The organism is Pseudomonas sp. FW305-25 (genome assembly GCF_017351415.1).
Lineage (GTDB): Bacteria > Pseudomonadota > Gammaproteobacteria > Pseudomonadales > Pseudomonadaceae > Aquipseudomonas > Aquipseudomonas chlororaphis.
On sequence record NZ_JACNDE010000002.1, the window covers coordinates 49,336 to 69,955 of the forward strand.

The 20,620-nt window shown below is 63.1% G+C and carries 19 protein-coding genes; 1 reads left to right on the forward strand and 18 read right to left on the reverse strand.

The annotated features are described in order from the left end of the window. Positions 1 to 86: 86 nt before the first annotated feature. The 4 genes from cysC to J4E58_RS02630 all read right to left on the reverse strand — a co-directional run bounded on the left by cysC (position 87) and on the right by J4E58_RS02630 (position 4,578). On the reverse strand, positions 87 to 698 hold the full coding sequence (gene cysC / locus J4E58_RS02615) for an adenylyl-sulfate kinase (RefSeq protein WP_087089859.1): 612 nt from the start codon (positions 696 to 698) through the stop codon (positions 87 to 89). After that, positions 691 to 1,395 (reverse strand): sulfotransferase family 2 domain-containing protein, encoded by a 705-nt coding sequence (locus tag J4E58_RS02620; protein ID WP_087089857.1) that lies wholly within the window; start codon positions 1,393 to 1,395, stop codon positions 691 to 693. Before J4E58_RS02620 ends, cysC begins: the two co-directional genes overlap by 8 nt. 186 nt (positions 1,396 to 1,581) lie before the next feature. Then, positions 1,582 to 3,390, reverse strand: coding sequence for a lipid A export permease/ATP-binding protein MsbA (msbA, locus tag J4E58_RS02625; protein WP_087089855.1), 1,809 nt, complete (start codon positions 3,388 to 3,390; stop codon positions 1,582 to 1,584). A gap of 15 nt (positions 3,391 to 3,405) precedes the next feature. Beyond that, a complete protein-coding gene (locus tag J4E58_RS02630; RefSeq protein WP_087089853.1) occupies positions 3,406 to 4,578 on the reverse strand; it encodes an O-antigen ligase in 1,173 nt (390 codons plus the stop codon). A 107-nt stretch (positions 4,579 to 4,685) separates the two neighbouring features. Here J4E58_RS02630 and J4E58_RS02635 point away from each other — a divergent pair, with 107 nt between their 5' ends. Continuing rightward, positions 4,686 to 5,291 carry a toluene tolerance protein gene (locus J4E58_RS02635; RefSeq protein ID WP_087089851.1) on the forward strand — a complete coding sequence of 202 codons (606 nt, stop codon included), beginning with the start codon at positions 4,686 to 4,688 and terminating at the stop codon, positions 5,289 to 5,291. On the opposite strand, the gene J4E58_RS02640 is transcribed toward J4E58_RS02635, so the two are convergent. From J4E58_RS02640 to waaF, 14 genes are all read right to left on the reverse strand, one after another. Continuing rightward, positions 5,277 to 6,380, reverse strand: a complete 1,104-nt coding sequence (locus J4E58_RS02640) for a glycosyltransferase (RefSeq protein ID WP_087089849.1) — start codon at positions 6,378 to 6,380, stop codon at positions 5,277 to 5,279. The two genes, J4E58_RS02635 and J4E58_RS02640, sit on opposite strands and share 15 nt — an antisense overlap. A 48-nt stretch (positions 6,381 to 6,428) precedes the next feature. Then, entirely contained in the window at positions 6,429 to 7,190 is a 762-nt protein-coding gene (locus tag J4E58_RS02645) for a hypothetical protein (protein WP_087089847.1), read from the reverse strand. A 54-nt stretch (positions 7,191 to 7,244) separates the two neighbouring features. Then, positions 7,245 to 8,201 (reverse strand): glycosyltransferase, encoded by a 957-nt coding sequence (locus J4E58_RS02650; RefSeq protein WP_087089845.1) that lies wholly within the window; start codon positions 8,199 to 8,201, stop codon positions 7,245 to 7,247. A gap of 84 nt (positions 8,202 to 8,285) precedes the next feature. Then, a complete protein-coding gene (locus tag J4E58_RS02655) occupies positions 8,286 to 9,692 on the reverse strand; it encodes a PIG-L deacetylase family protein (RefSeq protein WP_087089843.1) in 1,407 nt (468 codons plus the stop codon). Next, positions 9,689 to 10,585, reverse strand: coding sequence for an antimicrobial resistance protein Mig-14 (locus J4E58_RS02660; RefSeq protein WP_087089841.1), 897 nt, complete (start codon positions 10,583 to 10,585; stop codon positions 9,689 to 9,691). The genes J4E58_RS02655 and J4E58_RS02660 overlap by 4 nt, the downstream gene beginning before the upstream one ends. Next, positions 10,585 to 11,715: a glycosyltransferase gene (locus J4E58_RS02665; RefSeq protein WP_087089839.1), complete on the reverse strand. Its 1,131-nt coding sequence runs from the start codon at positions 11,713 to 11,715 to the stop codon at positions 10,585 to 10,587. Before J4E58_RS02665 ends, J4E58_RS02660 begins: the two co-directional genes overlap by 1 nt. After that, complete coding sequence (locus J4E58_RS02670; protein WP_007922192.1) at positions 11,699 to 13,456, reverse strand: carbamoyltransferase; 1,758 nt, start codon at positions 13,454 to 13,456, stop codon at positions 11,699 to 11,701. The genes J4E58_RS02665 and J4E58_RS02670 overlap by 17 nt, the downstream gene beginning before the upstream one ends. Before the next feature lie 169 nt (positions 13,457 to 13,625). Beyond that, complete coding sequence (locus J4E58_RS02675; RefSeq protein WP_087089837.1) at positions 13,626 to 15,080, reverse strand: lipopolysaccharide kinase InaA family protein; 1,455 nt, start codon at positions 15,078 to 15,080, stop codon at positions 13,626 to 13,628. Then, the gene (locus J4E58_RS02680; RefSeq protein WP_007926794.1) at positions 15,080 to 15,832 is read right to left on the reverse strand and encodes a lipopolysaccharide kinase InaA family protein; all 753 of its coding nucleotides are present in this window, start codon (positions 15,830 to 15,832) and stop codon (positions 15,080 to 15,082) included. The genes J4E58_RS02675 and J4E58_RS02680 overlap by 1 nt, the downstream gene beginning before the upstream one ends. Continuing rightward, positions 15,829 to 16,563 carry a lipopolysaccharide kinase InaA family protein gene (locus J4E58_RS02685; RefSeq protein ID WP_007926795.1) on the reverse strand — a complete coding sequence of 245 codons (735 nt, stop codon included), beginning with the start codon at positions 16,561 to 16,563 and terminating at the stop codon, positions 15,829 to 15,831. The genes J4E58_RS02680 and J4E58_RS02685 overlap by 4 nt, the downstream gene beginning before the upstream one ends. Further along, positions 16,563 to 17,369: a lipopolysaccharide core heptose(I) kinase RfaP gene (rfaP, locus tag J4E58_RS02690; protein ID WP_053259391.1), complete on the reverse strand. Its 807-nt coding sequence runs from the start codon at positions 17,367 to 17,369 to the stop codon at positions 16,563 to 16,565. Before rfaP ends, J4E58_RS02685 begins: the two co-directional genes overlap by 1 nt. Then, positions 17,369 to 18,490 carry a glycosyltransferase family 4 protein gene (locus J4E58_RS02695; RefSeq protein WP_009041865.1) on the reverse strand — a complete coding sequence of 374 codons (1,122 nt, stop codon included), beginning with the start codon at positions 18,488 to 18,490 and terminating at the stop codon, positions 17,369 to 17,371. Before J4E58_RS02695 ends, rfaP begins: the two co-directional genes overlap by 1 nt. Next, the gene (waaC, locus tag J4E58_RS02700; RefSeq protein ID WP_053259389.1) at positions 18,490 to 19,551 is read right to left on the reverse strand and encodes a lipopolysaccharide heptosyltransferase I; all 1,062 of its coding nucleotides are present in this window, start codon (positions 19,549 to 19,551) and stop codon (positions 18,490 to 18,492) included. Before waaC ends, J4E58_RS02695 begins: the two co-directional genes overlap by 1 nt. Further along, positions 19,552 to 20,586, reverse strand: coding sequence for a lipopolysaccharide heptosyltransferase II (gene waaF, locus J4E58_RS02705; protein WP_007926799.1), 1,035 nt, complete (start codon positions 20,584 to 20,586; stop codon positions 19,552 to 19,554). Positions 20,587 to 20,620 lie beyond the last annotated feature (34 nt).

A 20,620-nucleotide genomic window follows, 5' to 3' on the forward strand; every position in this document is an offset into this window, starting at 1 on the left:
AAAATGAACAGGGGCGCGATATTAACACAGGGTGAACGCTGCCTAGTTCTACCACTGCACGAGTATTCGCGATCGCCCCAAACTGTTCATTTATTGAGCAAAAGCGCCATGAGCCGGTCTGTCGCGCAGGCCAGTCCAACCGTTTCGGTATCGATCTCGCAGTCAGGATCCAGTGGCGCTTCATAGGGGCTGTCGAGCCCGGTGAAGTCCCGGATACGCCCTTCGCTCGCCGCCTGATAGAGGCCTTTGGGATCGCGTCGGGCACAGACAGCGAACGCAGTGCTCACGTACACCTCAAGAAATTCGTCCGCCGCGAACAAGGCCCGGGCAGCGGCGCGCTCCGCGCGAAACGGTGATATCGCCGAAACGATCACGATCAACCCCGCCTCCACCATCAACCTCGCCACCTCGGCCAGGCGCCGGATATTTTCCTTGCGCGCCTCGGCGTCCATGCCCAGGTCACGACACAGGCCGCCGCGCACGTTGTCGCCATCGAGGACAAAGGTATGCAGGCCCTGCCCGTTCAACCGCAACTCCAGCAGGTTGGCCAGGGTCGATTTGCCGGCGCCGGACAAACCGGTCAGCCAGATACACCGCGGACGTTGCTGCTTGAGCGCCGCCCGTTCGATCGCGGTCAGGGACAGGCTGCAGGGGCGGATGTCCGGTTGTGGGCAACTTGGCGGCAGGGGCTCATTCATAGCCGAGCATCTCGTAGTCGCGCTGGTAGGCCCGACGTACCAACCGTCGAGTGCGCACCGTGCAGAAGTCCCGGGCGGGCGCCTCGCTCCGTTGCCGCGATTCATTGAGATGCGGCAGAGCCCTGCTCACGCCCAGATGCTCGCTGAGCAACTGATAGTCGCGCTGCAGGTGCTCCTGATAGCCGATGAAATCCATGTCCAGGCGTCCCATGGAGTCCACCAGAAAATCGGTCTGCGGGGCGAAGTGCAGCTGCTTGTGGATATTTTCCGGGTGCAGCCAGCGACCGACAAAATCGTCGAAATCGCGATAGTGGCTGACCAGCCGCTGGGCGGCCTGGTCGCGACGACTGAGCTCGTTGCCACGCAGGAAGGCATAGGCCGAATAGGCCCGCTCCAGGGGATCGCGGACCACGGCGAACTTGAAACTGCTGGCGAATTGCTGGGGAAACTGTTGCTCGTACCAGTACAGGGGCAGATGGCCGGGCGTCCAGCCGTCGAACAATGCCGAGCACAGGCTGCTCCCCGCGCACTTGGGCACATGGATGAACACACAACCGCGCTGACGGAATGGCGCCGGAAAACGGACGTTGGCGGACATGGCCTTGTTCACCACCTGCCGGTCCACCACCGACAGGCGCCCAAGCAAAAACGCCCGTTGCGACTTGGGCAATAATTTCCACAGATAACGTTGCAGCATTCCAGTACCCGCGCGACGGGGTTGGCCCCCTCGATTCAGTCGACGATTGAGGCTGGAACCATAACAAGCACGAGGCGCTGGATTATTTAGGCTTGGTCAAGACTGTAAGGGGCGGGATACAAAGACCGCCGGCGCATTGCACGCCGGGACGGTTCCAGGGTGGGCAGTGCCCACCCTGGCGTTGGCTCAGGCAATGCCTTCAGAAGCTGGCTCGTCCAGGCCCATGGCATGCAGGCGCGAGTAGTAGCCGTTCTGCGCCAGCAGGTCGACATGGGTACCGCGCTCGACGATCCGCCCCTGATCCATGACCAGAATCAGGTCGGCCTTCTCGATGGTCGACAGGCGGTGCGCGATCACCAGGGTGGTGCGTCCCTTCATCACCTTGTCCAGGGCCGCCTGGATATGCCGCTCGGATTCGGTATCCAGGGCCGAGGTAGCCTCGTCGAGAATCAGCAACGGCGCATTCTTCAACAGGGCCCGGGCAATCGCCAGACGCTGGCGCTGACCGCCGGAGAGCAGCACGCCGTTCTCGCCAACCTGGGTGTCCAGGCCTTCGGGCAACTGCGAAATGAAGTCCATGGCATAGGCATCCGTCGCCGCCTTCTCGATGTCTTCCCGCGGCGCCCCGGCCAGGTCGCCATAGGCAATGTTGGCGGCCACGCTGTCGTTGAACAGGGTCACATGCTGGGTCACCTGGGCCACATGCCGGCGCAGGTTGCGCAGGCGGTAATCCTCGATCTCCACGTCATCGAGAAGAATCTGCCCCGTTTCGTGGTGATAGAAGCGCGGAATCAGGCTGGCCAGGGTCGACTTGCCGCTGCCGGAGCGGCCGACCAGCGCGATCATCTGCCCGGGAGCCGCACAGAAGCTGATGTCCTTCAGCACTTCCCGGTCGGTGCCCGGATAGGTGAAGCTCAGGTTGCGCACGTCCAGGCGACCCTCTATGCGCTCACGCTCGATCTGTCCCCGATCGACTTCAGGCTCGACGTCCAGCTGTTCGAAGATGCTTTCCGCGCCCGCCACGCCTTTCTGGATGGTCGAACTGACTTCCGAGAGCTGGCGAATCGGCTTGGGCAACAGGCCCGCCGCGGTGATGTAGGCCACCAGGTCGCCCGCGGTGGCATCGCCACGCAGGAACAGCACCAGGAACATCAGCACCGCCATGGCGGAGTAGATCACCAGTTGCAGCATCGGCGTGTAGACCGCACCGGTCTTGGTCATGCGCAGCTGCTTGTCGGTGTTGCTCTGGCTGGCGTCGACGAAACGCTGCTGCTCGTAGCTTTCGCCACCGAAGCTGCGAACCACGCGATAGCCTTGAATGGTCTCGGAGGCCACATGGGTCACATCGCCCATCGCCACCTGGATCTTCTTGCTCTGCTTGCGGAATTTCTTGCTGGTGCTGCCAACCATGATCGCAATCAACGGCAGGATCGCCAGCATCACCAGGGTCAGCTTCCAGTTCATCCACAACAGATAGACGAACAGGAACACTACCGTCAGGCCTTCGCGAATCACCACCTTGATGGCGTCGGTGGCGGCACCGGTGACCATGGTGACGTTGAAGGTGATGCGGGAAATCAGATGCCCGGAGTTATGGGTATCGAAATAGCGGTTCGGCAGGACCAGCAGCTTGTTGAACAGCTCGACCCGCAGGTCATGCACCAGCCCCAGGGAAACCCTCGCCAGGTAGTAGTTGCCGAGGAAAGAGCCGAGCCCCTGCCACGCCGCGATCAGGATGATCAGCAGCGGCACCGCCATCAATAGCTGCAAGTCGCGCAGATAGGGAACGTTGGGGAAGAGCACCGCTTCGGGATTGCTCAAGCCGTCGACGAAATATTTGAGAATGCCCGCCAGCATCGGCTGGGTGGATGCAAATATCACGAAGCCCACGATACTCAGCAGGAAAATGCCTATATAGGGTTTTACATACCCCAACAGCCGAAAATAGATTTTCAGGCTGGAATCCTGTTCCGCTTTGAGCGGTGCATCACTCATCGTCGAGCTCACTGTTTAGGAGGAACGCGGGATTTTATCACAGCCTGTGTGACCGCCCCGTGCCCAGACCAAAACAGTGGCCAGACCGATCGGCAGCCAACTGATGAACCATTCGGCGCGAGGGGTTCCGGTCAGGCTGGCGGCATCGAACTGCATGGCCAGGAAAGAGAACAGCCAGATCCCGATGACGCCCCGGCCATAAAGCGTTTCACGGGCGCGCCAGGCTTCACGCAGCGCTGCAAACCAGGCCACGACCCAGAGCAGCAGCCCGGGGATACCCAGTTCAATGGCAATGTGGGTGAACAGGTTGTGGGCATGGTCGAATGTCAAACCGTCGACCAGCACGTCATAACTCGAGCCCAGGCCGAGGCCTGTCCATGGATGTTCGGCGATCATCTGCAGGCTGGCCATCAGAATCTGCGGGCGGAAGGAAACGCCACGTGCCATGACCAAAGGTTCGAGAAACCAGAACGCCAGCATCGCCAGCAACAATGCCGCGGCCGCGAACATACGGCTGAGTCGGTCGCGGCACCAGATCGGCATCGCCAACACGGTCAGGAACAGAGCCAGGGCAGCACCGCGACTCTGGCACAGCACGACAAACCCACCAAGCAGCGCCAAAGCCACCAGCCATACGGCTTGAAGACCGCGAGTACGCGGCACCCAGTGCAGCAGCCAGATCGCGGCCAGGCCGATGACATAACCACCCAGGATCGGATGAGCCAGCTCTCCCAACCCTACAAGGCGTGCCCACCAGACATTTCCGTTGATCCAGTAGAACTGGATGATGGCCATCAGTGCCGTCACCGCCAGCCCCAGCCCGCCCCACTGCATGGTGCGGATCACCCGCTCAGTCCGGGCATTGGCGAAAACCGGGAAGAACAGCAGGAACACTGCGATGTACAACAAGCGCTTGGCCTCGCGCGACGGGTCCGCCGCTTGCGTCCATGTCAGGCTGATCAGCCCCCATATCGCCAGCCCCAACAATGCCAGGCCAAGCCAGCGCTGGGCACGCCACCACTCGATCAGGCGCTCACGCGCGGACCAGGCCAGAATCATTGCCGGCAACCACAGGAAGGCCACCAGCCCCTGTTGGTAGAGCTTGTTGGTGGGCGCCAGTGCGATGGCCAGCAAAAACCATAGCAACCCGATTGTCATCCATACTTGCGCCCAACGTGTGGCCTGCATCTATTCGCTCCTAAATGGTTCACCAGCCAAACCGGCATGGTTAAAACAACAACTTTTCGGCATCATTGCCCGTCACTGTGCCCGCCACTTCGACAAGGCTTCCTACGATGCAATGCTCCCGGCTTCCCCAAGCCACTTTGAATCAGATGATTGAAGGCGCCAGGATTCTGGAGGCCGACAGTTACGGCCCGAAAGTCTACCTGTTGCAGGATGGGAATATTCTGAAACTGTTCCGGCGCAAGCGTCTTTTTTCATCCGCCCTGTTTCGGCCCTATTCGAAGCGTTTTATCGACAACGCCGCACGCCTGGAACAACTCGGCGTTCCCACGCTGCAGGTTCTGGACTTCTACCGCCTGGAACAACCCGGCATGACCGCGGTGCTCTACCGCCCGCTGCCAGGCGAAACCCTGCGCCAGGTCGCCAGCAAGGAAGGTTTCGACTGGCAACAGACCTTGCCGACCCTGGTCGAGCTGATTCGTAGCCTGCACACCTCGGGGATCTACTTTCGCTCGCTGCACCTGGGCAACATCGTCATCACCCCGGATAACCGCTTCGGCCTGATCGACGTGGCCGACATGCGCTTCTTCCGCGGGCCATTGCCGCGCCATCTGGTCAAACGCAACCTGCAACACTTCGCTCGCTATATTGCCCGGGAGAAGCTGAACGGGAGCTTTCCGATACAAGCGCTGGAACAGGCCCTACTTTCGGCATGACAGCAGGGTAGTGGCCGCCTGGCTGAAGCGCTGCCAGGCCAGATCGGGGGCCAGAGCAGCGTACTGATCCGCCGCGATACCCCGGACGGGCAGGCCGAGGGCCTGAAGAATGGCCTCCTGCCAAGCGTCGATGTCATTTACCGGCGCATAACGCCCGGTTGCAGCCAACTGCTCACGAAAGACGGGCAAATCGCTGGTCAGCACCGGTACACCGGACATCACCGCTTCCTGCAGGATCAGCCCCAGGCCCTCGTCCAGCGACGGGATGGCCACCCAGTCGAATGCCTTGTAAAGCATCGCCGCATGCTTCAGATGCCCAGGCAGCGAAACCTTGTCTTGCAGGCCCAGCCGGTTGATGCGGGCCTCGAGCGCTGTGCGATTCGAACCCTCGCCGATAATCACCAGACGCATCTCCGGCCGGCTCGCCAGGGCCTTGGCGAAGGCCTCCAACAGGCACGCAAAACCCTTATCGTCCACCAGACGCCCGACCGCGCCGAATACCGGAGCATCGCCCGCGGGCAGGCCGAGGGTGGCCCGGGCCTCGGCACGCGGTAGCAGCCTTGCGTTGAACTCGTGCGGATTGAACGCGCTACGCAAGGCCGTCACCGGCATCTGCAAATCGTCTTCGAGGGATGAAGCCAGGGTCTGCGAAACAGCCGCGAGAGTCAGCTGCGAAGCGGGGAACTGCCGGAACAGCTGTTGATCCTTGCGGTGCAAGCGCGTGGAGCCGTGGATCACCACCACCGCACGCATGTGCGGCAATGACTTGAGGACCGGCAACAAGGTACGCGCCACCCCCAGGCCATCGAGCAGCAGCACCTGGGCATCGCTCTCCTGCAACGCCTTGCGAAAACTCGCCCGCAGCCAGGGTTTGAGCAAGCGCCAGAAATGCTTGCCCTTCAGCCGCGCCGACGACAGGTTCCACTCCCGGCATTCCCCCACTTCGGCAACGCATCCGGTGGACGAGCCTTGCAGCAGCCAGGTCTTGACCACAGTGCCTGGCTCGGCCTGAGAGAGGATCTGCTGGTGAACCTTGTGAACGGAGGCAAATGCACTGCCGCCTGCCCACATGATGTTGAGAATGCTCATTGGGCACATAGCCCTTTCGCGGTATTCGGGAAAGTGAAACCGGTAGAACTAATTGATAAACCAGCCAATACCGACTCCAACCAACAGGACTAAAACAAGCTTGATTTGCTCGCGACGACTGCGCCGAGCCTTACGCTGCCGCTCGGCGGCAGTCTCCACATGCAGACCGAAGCCTGTATGCAGCACCGCGTCGCCTTCCAGGCTGACAGCTGTCAGGTTCAGCTCAGCATAGCGCTTGGACAGCGCTTTCTCGCCGCCGTGCCCGGCGAAAGGTGCACACAGCCGATATTGCGCCATCCGGCGCAGGCCCGGGTTCAGGGAAAAGCTCTGCCACTCGGGTTTGTCGGAGATCAGCGGATAACAGGGCACACCGCCGATCAACTCGCGAGCCCCCAAGTGGATGTAAGGGCTATGGATTCGCAGGTCGTGGGCATAACTGCGCAACCAGACCTGCAGGATGTCCTGGCGTTGCTCGAGAATCGCTTTCGAATCCTCGACGAAACCCGGGCGGTAGAATTCCCAGTCGTCTTCGCAATGGAAGATATAGGGGGTCTTGACCTGCTCGTAGGCCAGGTCGATCGACGCCAACTGCCCGAGCTTCGGCCGGTTGACGAAGAAGGTACAGTGATCTTTCCAGTGGGCGGGCACAGCCGTGCGCACCCGCTCGTCGCCAGCATCTTCGGTGATGAAGACTTCGCGGATCGGCGCACTGTTGAAGCGATCGAAACTCTCCAGCGTGAGCTTGAGCAGGTCCAGGCGACCGCAACTGGTGACCACCAACGTGATGTCACTCTCTTGACTAAACTGCACTTGATTCTCACCTACGACAAAGTGCGATCACTATTAAGGGCTCGGTGACCGCTGTCAAACACCCAGTTTCGAACGTACGCGCTCGATAAAGCTCAAGGGTGCACGAGGCCGCAATGCGGGCTGGAGTTCCTCGACAATACGCTGCCCGATACGGGCGAAGCTGAACCCAGAGACCGCCAGATCGCGTCCGTTTCGCGCGATGCTCTGCGCCAGGGCCGGGTCGGCGCGCAACATGGCGAGCTTCTCCTGCAATTGCGGGATGTTCTGATAAAAGACCACGTTGTGCAGGTCCTGCAAGCCCAGCGCGCGGTTTTCCGCCTCACCCTGGTCGAATGCCAGCAACACACAGCCACAGGCCATGGCCTCGAAATTCTTGATCATGTATTCGCCCATGCCGACGTCGGCACTAACGAAAAAGCGGATGCGGTTGAGGGTGTCGCAATACTCTTCGCCCGACTTGGTCCGCGTCACCACCAAGGGTTCGACCTGGCCGAGCTCATCGAGCAGCGCCTTGCGCCCGCTGTAGGCCACGCTGTTGGTGCTGCCGACGAATGCCAGTTCGATATCCCGCTCGCGCCCCTGATCCTGCAGCAGGGTCTGGTCGTAGCCCTTGGGCACGAATACCGCGTCGAAACCTTCCTCGCGCAAGCGCTCGCTGACCATGAAGCCCGAACTGATCACCCGCGCCCACGGCAGGCGGCGGTAGTGCGCGCTGAACTTGCCGGTGTACTTGCAAGGGATGTAGTTCTGGTAGGCGTCGTGCTCGAGGATCACCAGGTTGGGAATGCTGCGGATAAAGCTCGCCTGGCGGATTTCCTGCTTGAAACGCAGGAAGAACACGATACGGTCGTAGCACGATACATCCACCTCACGGCGGAAATAGCCACGCAGGTTGCGCTGCTCGTCACTGCTCAACCACCGCAAGTCGCATTCGCAATGGGCGGCAACGCCTTCGTACAGACGGTCCAGAATGGCCCGCTGTTCTTTCTGCACCAGAAATAGAACCTTCATCATCTTCCTTGCAGCCGTGAGCAACCCGACAAAAGAGCGAAACTACCCTGGCCGACAGGCAAAAGGGTGTCATGCAATATCAATTTACAAACGCCAGAACAGCTCATGCCGGCGTACCGCCTTGCGGAAAAACTCGTTCTCGCCATAAAGCGAACCGGCGCGACCGGCCAATACACGCTGCAAGACCCGACGCAGCCGGCGCTTGAACGGCGCTCGCGGCTGCAGGTCGTGCATCATGCCCAGGGCCATCGCCTTGTCCCGTTGCTGCTCGATCGATAGCTGCAAGCTGCAGGGCCTGAGCACCTGGGCCGGGTCGAACACCGGCGGCAGAGCAATGCCCGCCCCTGAATCGCCCATCGGCCAGCGGTCGTTGTCATGCAAATGGTTGGCATAACCGAGCAAGGTGGTCGGCTGCCACTCCAGCCCCTGCAACGCTTCCAATACCGCCTGCTGGGCGCAGATGTGGTCCGGGTGCGGGTCGAGTGTCGGATGCGGCAGCACTATCACCTCGGGGCGGGCCTTGAGCAGCAGCGCCCGCAGGTCGGCCAAGAGATTGTTCCAGGTCGGCGCGCCATCGGCATCCGCCGGCAGCGGGAACGGGTTGAACTGGCGGAACAGGCGGATATCCGACAGCTCGGCCTCGCGGGACGCCACAGGCCGGTTCGGCGCCGCCTGCATGGCCGGCAGTTGCAGGCAGAAATACCCCAGCTGCACACAACGTTCCTCGGCGACCCCGGCCCAACGCGGCACCGCAATGCTGTCCCAGGCCCGCAGCCGACCCTTGATCCGCGCCGCATCGGCAGCGTTCATGCCCATCCGCTGGTAATGCTCGGCCTCGATCTCGCCCGCGGTCAGCGTGACGATCCAGGTTTCGTCGGCCTGGCTGTACAGGCCGAAGGCCGCCAGTTCGGCATCGTCGGCGTGGGGTGCGATGACCATCACCCGCTGGTGGCGATAGTCCGGCTCGCGGAACACCGACAACAGCGGCTCGCCGTGCACCCGGCAGAAACGCCCGCGCAATTGCAGCTCGCCGCTGGCCAGAGGTCGTGCCAGCCCACTGAGATTGAGATAACGCAGGCCGTTCACGCCACGCTCGAACGTCTGCCGATCCTGCCCCGCCAAGGAGAGGCAAGGGTCGAAAAAGCGCCCCAGCCAGCTGCTGCTGACCTTTACCGCTAGGATCAGGGTTTCGTCCCCCGCCAGGTCGATCGCCTGGTCCAGCACCAAGCGCTGCTGGTCCAGGTGGACCTTGGGCTGCTCGGTGCCGAACGGAAAGCTGTACTGATAATCGTCCCGGGGCGAATAAAACAGGTGGTCGGCGAACCAGGCCTCATGGGCCACCCAGGCCAGCACCGCGAGCAGCAGCGGCAGCCACCAGGCCACCAGCACACCGATGGCCACCAGCACCAGCAGGCCGATCAGCAGGCCCAGGCGCTTCTGCCGGCGATGGCGTTTGAGCAACTGTTGCTTGCGACTCTGCGGCTGATTCATACCGTGAACACCGGAACGGGGTTGCACCAGCGATCCTTGTATTCGCGATCGGCGCGACCGAAGGAGAAACGCAGCGGCTTGTCGATGGCCCGTGCCTGTTCCCAGGCACTTTGCGTATTGAGGAAACTCAACACGCTGCCAGGGCTGAACTCACGGGTTTCAGGATCGACGCCACCGTTGATGTATTCGACGCTGATCCACTCCGGCGCTTCGACCCGGTACACCAGCTGAATGGCGATCGGCGCATCGTTGAGGAAAATCACCGAGCCGATCAGCAGCTCGCGCAGCAACTCGATGACTTCGGCCATGCGCTCGGCACCGGTGGCCGGGAACCCCCAGCGCCGCTGGAACAGATCGCAGTAGATGGCCGCCAGCTCCTGGCTGGAGAACTCGCTGACCGGGCGCACCACGCCGCCCGCCTCTTCCAGCAGGCGCAGTTCGCGGCGCTGGTTGTAGCGGAACTTCTTCGACAGCTCTTCAGGCGTGCGGGCCATGGCCAATTGCTCGGCCTGGGGCTTGAGGGTGCTGAACCGGCCCTGGTTCAAGGCCGACAGATAACGACCGCGATGACGCAGCGGGGCCTGGGTCTCAGGCGCCGCCGGCAGGATCAACTCGGCGTTGCCCAGGTCGAACAGGCCTTTCTTGCCACGGCGCTTGAGCACGTCCTTGGACAGCGCCAGATCGCGCCCCCAGGTCGGAATCGCCGCCCGCAGTTCACCGGCCTGTTCCCAGGCCAGGTAGCGGACCGGGATGCCCGCCAGGTTCGCCAGGCGCTCCACCACCAGTGGGTGGGTGGCGACGCTGCCGCCAAAACGCTGCCAGGCGGCGGCATAAGTCGAGGCGTCGACGACCGACCAGCCACGCTCGCGCCAGCCTTGGAATCGATTGAGCATCAGGGCCTCGCGGTCAGATCGGTAACTTGCGGCAGACGCCAGAAAGCGTCGCGTACAGCACGGTCGGAGAAGCGCTCGCGCAGGCGCTCGAACATCAGCTCGGCGCACAGCAAGCGCTGGTTCTCATCCATCCCGGCCAGGTGTTGCAGGCCCTGGGCCATATGCTCGGCATCGCCCAGCGGGAACAGGATACCGACGCCTTCGACCACTTCCTTGGCACCGCCACAGGCCGTCGCCAGCAAAGGCACGCCAGCGGCCATGGCCTCCAGCAGCACCATGCCGAATGGCTCGTGGTCGGAGCTCAGGGCAAAGGCATCGAAAGCACGGAAATAACGCCGGGCTTCTGTGACCTGGCCGAGGAACAGCACGCGGTCGGCAATGCCCAGCTCGCGGGAAAGGTCCTTGAGGTTCTGCTCCAGACGCCCGCTACCGAGAATCGCCAGCTGGCTTTCCCGAGGCAGCCCCGGCAATGCCGCGGCAAACCCGCGCAGCAGGGTGGCCTGGTCCTTGTCCGGGTGCAGACGCCCGACATTGCCGACGATCCAGGCGGAAGGCGACAGCCCCAGCTCCTGGCGCGCTTCGGCCTTGGACAACTGGGTCGCCTGCAAGGCTTCGACGTCGATCCGGTTGTACAGCGTCTGAATCCGCGCCGCCGGCCATTGTGGCAGGCAACTGCGCATGTCATCGCGCACCGCGTCGGACACGCCGAGCAGGCTCAGGCGCTTGCGGAACAGGCTGGCGAACAGGCGGCGACTGCCGCGCTGGTAATCGCCAAACGCGTGATGCACGCCGATCACCGGCAACGCGGTGCCCAGCAATGCGATGTAGATCGGCTTGAAACGGTGGGCGATGCAGAAGCTGAAGTTGCGCGACGCGGCAATCTTGCGCAAGTCGCGTATCGCCCCCAGCTTCAGGCCACGAATGGCCTTGGAGCTGTATTCCATGAACAGCACTTCGTCGCTGGCACAGGCATCGGCCACCTCGGCATCGGCAACCCCGGTGAGGAACACCGTGGTCACGCGATAGCCGCTGCCCGCGAACAGGCTGGCATATTGCCGGGCACAGTCCAGGAACGGCCCGTCATAGCCGTGGCAGAACTGCAGGACATGACGCTCAGCCGAGCGTGTCATAAGGATCCACGCCGTCTTTGACTACCAGGATGTCTTCCATGATCAGGTACTGCAGATCGGAGCCGAAGAACATGTTCAGGGCGTCGGTCGGCGAGCAGATCATCGGCTCGCCACGGCGATTGAGCGAGGTGTTCAGCGACACGCCGTTGCCGGTCAGGACTTCCAGGGCCTTCATCATGTCGTAGTAGCGCGGGTTGTATTCGCGCTTGAGCACCTGGGCCCGGGAAGTGCCGTCTTCGTGGACCACTTCCGGCACACGGGTCTTCCACTCTTCCGCCACTTCGAAGGTGAAGGTCATGAATGGCGCCGGGTGATCGACCTTGATCATCTGCGGACCGACGGTGTCGAGCATCGACGGGCAGAAAGGCCTCCAGCGCTCGCGGAACTTGATCTGCTCGTTGATGCGGTCGGCTACGCCGGTGGCGCTCGGGCAACCGATGATCGAACGACCGCCCAGGGCGCGAGGACCGAACTCCATGCGACCCTGGAACCAGGCCACCGGGTTGCCGTCGACCATGATCTTGGCGATACGCTCGGGGGTGTTGTCGATCTGGCGCCAGGCCGGCTTGTTCGGGTGGCGGGCACAGGCGGCGATCACGTCTTCGTTGCTGTAGGACGGGCCGAGATAGACGTGTTCCATCTTCTCCACCGGCACGCCGCGAGCGTGGGAAACATAGGCCGCGGCACCGACCGCGGTACCGGCATCGCCGGACGCCGGCTGCACGAACAGCTCTTTGACTTCCGGACGGGCGATGATCTTCTGGTTCAGCTTGACGTTCAGCGCACAGCCGCCGGCAAAGGCCAGCTTGCCGGTTTCCTTGAGGATGTCGCCCAGGTAGTGGTCGATCATCTGCAGCGCCAGCTTCTCGAACAGCGCCTGCATGCTAGCCGCGTAGTGGATGTACGGCTCGTCGGCGATGTCGCCTTCGCGCTTCGGACCCAGCCACTCGATCAGCTTCGGCGAGAAGTAGAAACCCTTGCCCTTTTCTTTGTAGCGGCGCAGGCCGATGACGTTGGCGTAATCGGTGTTGATCACCAGTTCGCCGTTTTCAAAGCTGGCCAGGCGGGAGAAGTCGTACTTGCTGGCATCGCCGTACGGCGCCATGCCCATGACCTTGAACTCGCCGTCGAGCATTTCGAAGCCGAGGAACTCGGTGATCGCGCCGTACAGGCCGCCGAGGGAGTCCGGATCGAAAAATTCCTTGATCTTGTGGATCTTGCCGTTTTCGCCGTAGCCGAAGAAAGTCGTGGCGTACTCGCCCTTGCCGTCGATCCCGAGGATCGCGGTCTTCTCCTTGAAGCCGGAGCAGTGGTAGGCGCTGGAAGCGTGAGCCAGGTGGTGCTCGACCGGCTCGATCTTGATCTTCTTCGGATCGAAGCCCAGTTGCTCGAGGCACCAGACGATCTTGTTGCGATAACGCTTGTAGCGGCGGTTGCCCATCAGGATCGCGTCGAGGGCGCGGTCCGGGGCGTACCAGTAACGCTTGGCGTAGTGCCAGCGGGCCTTGCCGAACAGGCTGATCGGGGCGAACGGGATCGCCACCACGTCAACGTCGGAAGGCTTGATGCCGGCCTGTTCCAGACAGAACTTCGCCGATTCGTAGGGCATGCGGTTCTTTGCATGTTTATCGCGTACGAAGCGCTCTTCTTCAGCCGCCGCCACCAGCTTGCCGTCGATGTACAGCGCTGCGGAAGGATCATGGCTAAGGGCGCCGGACAGGCCAAGAATCGTCAATGCCACAGGGGTCTAGCCTCTTAAGTCTGCATGCAGGCGACGTGCGCCTGGAATTAATGTGCTCCCCGCCACGGGCGAGAAACAGCTAAAGGGCGGGATTATAGCGTAAACCTGCCGCGGGATGATCCTCGGGATTCGTCGCCGATGCCGCAGGCCGCGGCAGCGGCTACAGGTGTCAGCCGGCGAAAGGTTCGGCGGTTTTAGGCAGGCGCTGGTCGATGACCTGATACAGCGCGCTGCTTTCTGGCCAGTTACGCATGAAGCGCGCACGGTCGCGGGCGTAGGCCGGGGCGAAGCTGCCGAGGCTGTGATGCTGGCACATCGAGTCCAGGTCGATCAGCGCCCAGCGGTCCTCTTGCCAGAACAGGTTGTGCCCCTTGAAGTCGCCATGGCTGATGCGTTCGCGGATCAACTCGGCAAACAGCCGGTCCAGCGCCTGCAACTCCGCTTCCGGAGCCGCGCCGCTGTCGATATAGGGCGCGAAGCGTTCGATGATGTCCGGCCCAGCCAGGTATTCGGTCACCAGATAGGCCCGGCTGCGCAGCCAGAGAAAACGCTTCTCCAGCAAGGCCAGCGGCTTGGGCGTGGCAATGCCGAGGAATGCCAGGCGATTGCCCTCCTGCCACGAATGCCAGGCCCGGCTGGGGCGCCAGAAGCGCTTGAGCCAATGGGCAAAACCCTTGATGTTGTAGCGCTTGACCACCAGGGTGCGGCCCGCCACTTCGACCCGGCCGACGCTGGCAGCGCCACCGGTCTTGTACAGGTGCCCCCGGTCCAGCAGCGCGTCGGCCTGCTCCAGCACCGGCAGCATTGCCGCCTCTTCCTCGCGCCGAATCGCCCGCAAGGCGAAGGGCCCGCGCAGCACGCTGAACAGGGTGCACTCGCGACCGACCTTGTTGAGGAAATCCTTCAAGCGCCAGCTGCGCACCTTATCCACCTGCTTCTGCAAGGCTTCCAGCGGCAAGGCATGCTCGGCATTGTTCAGCAGGTAATGCACCAGCAGCTCTTCGGTGAAGGGCTCCAGGCTCTTGGGCAACTGGGCGAAAAACATCCCGAGGTTTTCCAGGACTTTCTGCCGGGATAGCGGTTTGCCCGCCTGCTCCACGCAGATCCCGGCGCCGTCGATCAGGTACAGCTTGCCCTGATGACGCAGCAGATTGTCCAGATGCAGGTCCTCCTGCCACAGGCCCTTGCCGTGCAATTCGGCGATAGCGGCCAGGGCCTCGGCGAGTACCGCCTGCTGCTCATCGGCCAACGCTGGCAACGATTCCACTTGTTTCCAGGCATCGCCCAGGCTCTCGGAACCTTCCAGGAACTCGAACAGCAGCCAGCCGCCCTCGCCTTCCTTCAGGCCGTCTGCCAGCAGCAACGGCGTGGTCATGCCCTGCTCTTCAAGCAAGCGCACGCCTTGCAGCTCACGCTGGAAATGCCGCGCCGCCTTGGCGCCCACCAGTAACTTGGCCAGCACCGGACGCCCGCGCCATACACCGGCGCCGACGTAGCGCTGCCCCGGTAGCACCCGCAACAGGCTGAGCAACTGCAGCGTGGCCGGCCCGGCAGCGTCGGCCAGCTCCAGGCTCAACGGCAGGCTTGGCGCGCGGCCGGCCCGTTCAAGTTCGGACAGACGCATCAACGAGTCTCCTTGTGGCTGCGGCGCGCACTCAGGCGGTTCAGCCAGGCATCGACCAGCGAGCTGTCCCGCGGCTGATCCAGATAGGTCGCAAGCAAGGCGCGCACATCGCTCTCACTCCAGACCGGGGCGCGACGCAACAACGGCTCCAGGTCCTTGACCCGGTCACGCTGGCCGAACAACAGCGGACGGGTCTTTTCCAGGTCGATCAATTGCGCCTGGTAACCGTCGCCGGTGGCCCGCAGGAAAATATGCTTGGGATAAAAGCAGCCGTGCACCTGGCGCACCGCGTGCAACTGGCGCGCCAGCAGGCCGCAGGCCCGCAGGATCGCCGCGTGCTGGTCCGGGCTGAGCTGCGCCCATTGTTGCAGTAGCGAATCCAGGTCGTTCCAGCCATCCAGCGCCCGGGTCAGCAGGATCGCCCGGGTTTCGCCTGCCACCTTGCGCTCGCCAAAGAAGGCCGCCTGCAGCGCTGGAATGCCCAACTGCTGGTAGCGGCTGATATTGCGAAACTCGCGGGCGAAACTCGGCTCGCCGAACGGCCGGTGCAGGGTCCGCGTCAGGTAGTTGCTCTGGCGCTTGAGGTAGTAGCCGTGGCCTTCCAGGTCGAGGCGATACACGCTGCTCCAACCCCCACCATCGGTGTTAGGCTCGTCCACCGCCTCAAGTTGCTTGGCCCACAACGCGTCGAAGCTGTCGAGGCCGTGGCGCTCCAGCAACGCACGGTCCTGAGCCGCCAGGAAATCGGTCATTCGCGTCCCTCGAAAAATCTCAGCACATGCCGGATGCGGCACTTGTCCGCGGCATTCAGCCGGGTGCGCTGGCGGTACTGCAAATAGAAGCGCAGGCGCTGGGTGGCGGACAAATGATACTTGGCCACCTTGTCCAGGCACGCCAGGTCCTTGGTGATCCGGTACTTGAGCCAGAAACCGCGCCAGAAATCGCCATTGGGGCAATCGATCAGGTACAGCCGGACCTCATCGTCGATCAGCAGGTTGCGCCACTTCAAGTCGTTATGGGTGAAGCGATGCTCATGCATGATCCGCGTGTAGCGCGCCAGCTGCTGGCTGACCCGGTCCACCCAGGCCCGATCGGCCAGCAGCGGGTCGTTGCGCTCGGCCAGGACCGACAGGTCTTCGGTGCGTGGCAGCTCGCGGGTGATCATCGCCCCCCGGTCGTAAGCCAGGCCACGGCGCTCCAGGCCCCAGGCCACCACCTCCGCCGTGGGAATGCCCCACTTGGCGAAACGCTTGAGGTTCTGCCACTCGGACTTGACCCGCGGCTTGCCCAGATAGCGCCGCAGGTTCTTGCCGGCGCCGGTGTAGCGCTTCACGTAATAGTTGATGCCGTTGCGCTCGACCCGGATGACCTCCGACAACGGGTCGCGAGTCAGGTGCTCGCCCTCGAGGGCAAAGACCGCATCCAGACTGCCGAAGTCCTGCGCCAGCTCCCGATACCCAGGTTCAAGGTTCCAACCCGCCATCAGAGCGCATCTCCGTACCGCTGCTTGCGTGCGTACAGCTTGTTGGCCTTGCCCTCCAGCCAGGCCAGCAGAGGCGCTTCATCGCTCAGGATCTGACGCAGCGGCTGCTGGAAATAGCCCTTGAGGAAGCGCAACTTGTCGCGCCGGGTCAGGCCGATATCCAGTGCCGAGAAATACAGCGCCGCCAGGTCCTTGTCGCGCCAGCGCCGGGTGATGGCCGGGCGGGTCTGGGCGCGGTGCAGGTCGATCACCGAGAGCTTGAAGTCATCCGGCGTCACCGGCTTGTCGGTGTGCAGCAGGAAGTGGCAGATGTAGCAGTCGCGATGGTTGACCCCGGCGCGGTGCATCATGCCGGTCATGCGTGCCACTTCGGCGATCAGCGCGCGCTTGAGCCTGGGCTGCGGCGGCTGCTTGACCCAGTCGATGCTGAAGTCTTCGAGGCTGATGGTCGGCGCCAGCTCCTCGGTGACGATGAACGAATGCTGGTTGGCCGGGTTGCTGCCGCGTTCGCCATAGGCCACGGCGGTCATGGTCGGCACGCCGGCTTCCTGCAGGCGCTGAATGGCCTGCCATTCCTGGCCCGCGCCGAGCACCGGCAGCTTGACGGTGAGCAGGTTCTTGAAGATCTCGCCCCAACCGATACCGCGGTGAATCTTTACGAAGAACCCTTCGCCAGCCACCTCGGTACGCAAGGTACGGCGGGCTTCCAGTTCACGGTAGACCTGGCCGTCCAGACGCTCGACTTCGGCGAACGCATCGCGTCCGGCCCAAAGGGTCTTGAACGGTTCGGCAAGAATCAACTTCATCAGTGTTGCTCCGCCAGAATCACATCCGCAGCGTGCTGCGGCATGCTATAGAGGTCGGCCGTCTCGGCGAACGCCAGGCCGTTACGGCTCCAGGTCGCGCGTGCAGCGTCGTCGGTCAACATGGTGTTCAGGTATTGATTGAGCTGTCCCTGCTCCAGTGGCTCGTCCAGTACCAGGCCGCTGTCGGCCTCGGCGATGTAATGGGCATAACCGCAGACCGCGCTGACCAGCACCGGCAAGCCGGCCACCAGCGCTTCCAGCAACACGGTGCCGGTGTTTTCGTTGTACGCCGGATGGATCAACAGGTCGGCGCCCAGCAGGAAACGCGGGATATCGCTGCGCCCCTTGAGGAACTGCACATGCTCGCCCAGGCCCAATGCCGCGCTCTGCAATTGGAATACTTTGGGGTCGTCCTGGCCAATTACAAATAGCCGGGTGCGTTTCTTCAGTTCCGGCGGCAAGGCGGCCACGGCCTTGAGGCTGCGATCCACGCCCTTGGTCTTGAACCCGGAGCCGATCTGCACCAGCAGCAAGTCATCGTCTTTCAGGGCGAACTCACGACGGAATTCGGCGCGGATCTCGGCCGCGTTGGCCGGCGCGCGACGGTCCTGGGCGATGCCTGGCGGCAGCAGGTGGAAACGCTCCACCGGGGTGTCGTAATGCTTGATGAACAGCGGCTGCTGGACCTCGGAAATCATCAGCACTTCGGTCTTGGCGTCCCGGGCGAACACCGCGCGTTCGTATTCGGCGAAGTGCCGGTAGCGGCCCCAGCGGCGGTACAGCGAGTGACGCAGATTCTGCGCCTTGTCTTCGAAGCAGCCGTCGGCGGCGTAGTACACGTCCAGGCCGGGCATCTTGTTGAAGCCGATCAGGCGGTCCACCGGACGCTTGGCCAGGTCGGCCTCCATCCAGGCGCTGAGCTTCTCGTTACGGCGATGGTTGAAGAACGCCTTGACCGGCGCCACCAGCACCTCGAAACCCGGCGGCACATCGCCTTCCCAGATCAGCGTATAGACGCGAATCTGGTGCCCGCGTTTCTGGCACTCCAGGGCGATGCGCATGAAGTCCCGTTGCAGACCGCCGAACGGGAAGTATTTATAAAGGACAAAAGCCAATTGCATCAGCGCAGCTCCTCAGCCAGTAACAACCTGCTCAGCCGGCTGGCGACACGCTCAGGATTCAGACGCGTGAAGCACAGCGGCCACTCGCGTTTCAGGTCGAACCGCCGCTGATCTTCAGCCGTCGGTTGATAGGTGCATTTTTTCTGCAGGCACGGCGCGCAGGGGAAGTCGCTGGCCATATGGATCTGCGCCTTGCCATAGGCACCGGTCAGGCCCGGGTTGGTCGGGCCGAACAGGGAAATGGTCGGCACATCCAGCGCCGCGGCGAGATGGCCAAGCCCGGTATCCACCGCGACGCAGGCCCGGGCTTGCGCCAGCACCTTGGCGACGCCCGCCAGGTTCAGCTTCGGCAGCACCGTGGCGTTACTCAGGCCCTGGGCAATACGCTCGGCCCGGGCCTTCTCCGCCGGGTTGCCCCACGGCAACTTGACCTCGACGCCCAACTGGCCCATGCGTTCGGCCAGCTCGCGCCAATAGGCTTGCGGCCAGTGCTTGGTGTCCCAGGTGGTGCCGTGCAGGAACACCACGAACGGCTTGGGCCGCGGCAACTCCACCAGTTTCTCGACGTTCAGGCCGTAATCGCCCAGGCCCTGGGGCAAGTCATACCCCAGCGCCACGGCGAACAGCTGGCGCACGCGCTCCACGGCATGCTGGCCGCGGGCGACGGCCAGGCGCCGCGAATAGAAACGCGCCGCCAGGGGTTCGCGTGCCGACTGCTTGTCCAGGCCGGCCACCGGCGCCTTGACGTAGCGCGTCAGCCAGGCGCTTTTCAGCAAGCCCTGGGCGTCGATCACCAGATCGTACTTGGTGGCACGCACGCTTTGCTTGAAGCGCCGCCACTCGCCACTCTTGATGGTCTGCCAGATGTTCTTGCGCCAGCGGCGAATCGCCACCGGGATCACTTTATCCACAGCCGGGTGCCAGGTCGGGATTTCCGCGAACCCCTCTTCCACCACCCAGTCGAACTTGATCCCCGGGATCGCCCGCGCCGCATCGGTCAGCGCCGGCAGCGCATGAATCACGTCACCCAGGGAAGAGGTCTTGATCAACAGTACCCGCACTTACCGAACCTCGACCGCGGTGCCTTGCAACCGCTGCAAGGCCTGGTCCACCGAGTCGGGCAGCAGCTGGCGCAGGCAGTTGTAATGGCCAAAGCGGCAGGTGCGATCGAAGCACGGGCTGCACTCGATGCCCAGGCGCACGACCTCGACCTGGTCGGCCAGAGGCGGGGTGAACCCCGGCGATGTCGAGCCGTACACCGCCACCAGCGGGCGATTCAGCGCCGCCGCCACGTGCATCAGCCCGGAGTCGTTGGACACCACGGAATCGGCGCAGGACAACAGGTCGATGGCCTCGGCCAGGGAGGTGCCGCCGCAGAGGTTGACCGACTCTTCGCGCAGCCCAGGAATCAGCCGGGCGCGAATGTCTTCGCCGACCACGTGATCGTTCTTCGAACCGAACAGCCAGACCTGCCAGCCCTCGCGGATCTTCAGCTCGGCAACCTTGGCGTAATGCTCGGACGGCCAGCGCTTGGCTTCGCCGAACTCGGCACCCGGACATAGCGCCAGCACCGGGCGGTCCAGGGTCAGGCCGAACTTGGCCAGCGCCGCTTCGCGGCTGGCCGGATCGATCTGCAGGTCGGGACGCGGATACGGCTTGGGCAGCTCGGCGCCCGGCTCGTAAGCCAGGGCCATGAAGCGCTCGATCATCAGCGGATAACGTTCTTTGTCCAGCGTGCGCACGTCATTGAGCAGGCCGTAGCGGAACTCGCCACGCCAGCCGGTGCGTTGCGCGATGCCGGCAAAAAACGGCACCAGCGCCGACTTCAGCGAGTTGGGCAGCAGGATGGCCTGGTCGTACTGGCCGACCAGGGATTTGCCGATGCGCCGACGAGTCGCCAGTTCCAGCACGCCGTGGCCGAGCGGGAAGCTCAAGGCCCGCCGCACTTGCGGCATGCGCTCCAGGATCGGCCGGCTCCACTCGGGGGCCAGCACGTCGATCTCGCATTGAGGATGGCGCTGTTTCAGACACTGGAAGAGTGTCTGCGCCATCACCATGTCACCGACCCAACTGGGCCCAACGATCAGAATATTCATGTGGTTTCCAAAAACGAACCGGGGAGGCTTACGC

Bases quoted from the DNA above. Each gene is read 5' to 3' on its own strand.
- cysC (WP_087089859.1), bottom strand. From the start codon at position 698: ATGAATGAGCCCCTGCCGCCAAGTTGCCCACAACCGGACATCCGCCCC.
- J4E58_RS02620 (WP_087089857.1), bottom strand. From the start codon at position 1,395: ATGCTGCAACGTTATCTGTGGAAATTATTGCCCAAGTCGCAACGGGCG.
- msbA (WP_087089855.1), bottom strand. From the start codon at position 3,390: ATGAGTGATGCACCGCTCAAAGCGGAACAGGATTCCAGCCTGAAAATC.
- J4E58_RS02630 (WP_087089853.1), bottom strand. From the start codon at position 4,578: ATGCAGGCCACACGTTGGGCGCAAGTATGGATGACAATCGGGTTGCTA.
- J4E58_RS02635 (WP_087089851.1), top strand. From the start codon at position 4,686: ATGCAATGCTCCCGGCTTCCCCAAGCCACTTTGAATCAGATGATTGAA.
- J4E58_RS02640 (WP_087089849.1), bottom strand. From the start codon at position 6,380: ATGAGCATTCTCAACATCATGTGGGCAGGCGGCAGTGCATTTGCCTCC.
- J4E58_RS02650 (WP_087089845.1), bottom strand. From the start codon at position 8,201: ATGAAGGTTCTATTTCTGGTGCAGAAAGAACAGCGGGCCATTCTGGAC.
- J4E58_RS02655 (WP_087089843.1), bottom strand. From the start codon at position 9,692: ATGAATCAGCCGCAGAGTCGCAAGCAACAGTTGCTCAAACGCCATCGC.
- J4E58_RS02660 (WP_087089841.1), bottom strand. From the start codon at position 10,585: ATGCTCAATCGATTCCAAGGCTGGCGCGAGCGTGGCTGGTCGGTCGTC.
- J4E58_RS02665 (WP_087089839.1), bottom strand. From the start codon at position 11,715: ATGACACGCTCGGCTGAGCGTCATGTCCTGCAGTTCTGCCACGGCTAT.
- J4E58_RS02675 (WP_087089837.1), bottom strand. From the start codon at position 15,080: ATGCGTCTGTCCGAACTTGAACGGGCCGGCCGCGCGCCAAGCCTGCCG.
- J4E58_RS02680 (WP_007926794.1), bottom strand. From the start codon at position 15,832: ATGACCGATTTCCTGGCGGCTCAGGACCGTGCGTTGCTGGAGCGCCAC.
- J4E58_RS02685 (WP_007926795.1), bottom strand. From the start codon at position 16,563: ATGGCGGGTTGGAACCTTGAACCTGGGTATCGGGAGCTGGCGCAGGAC.
- rfaP (WP_053259391.1), bottom strand. From the start codon at position 17,369: ATGAAGTTGATTCTTGCCGAACCGTTCAAGACCCTTTGGGCCGGACGC.
- J4E58_RS02695 (WP_009041865.1), bottom strand. From the start codon at position 18,490: ATGCAATTGGCTTTTGTCCTTTATAAATACTTCCCGTTCGGCGGTCTG.
- waaF (WP_007926799.1), bottom strand. From the start codon at position 20,586: ATGAATATTCTGATCGTTGGGCCCAGTTGGGTCGGTGACATGGTGATG.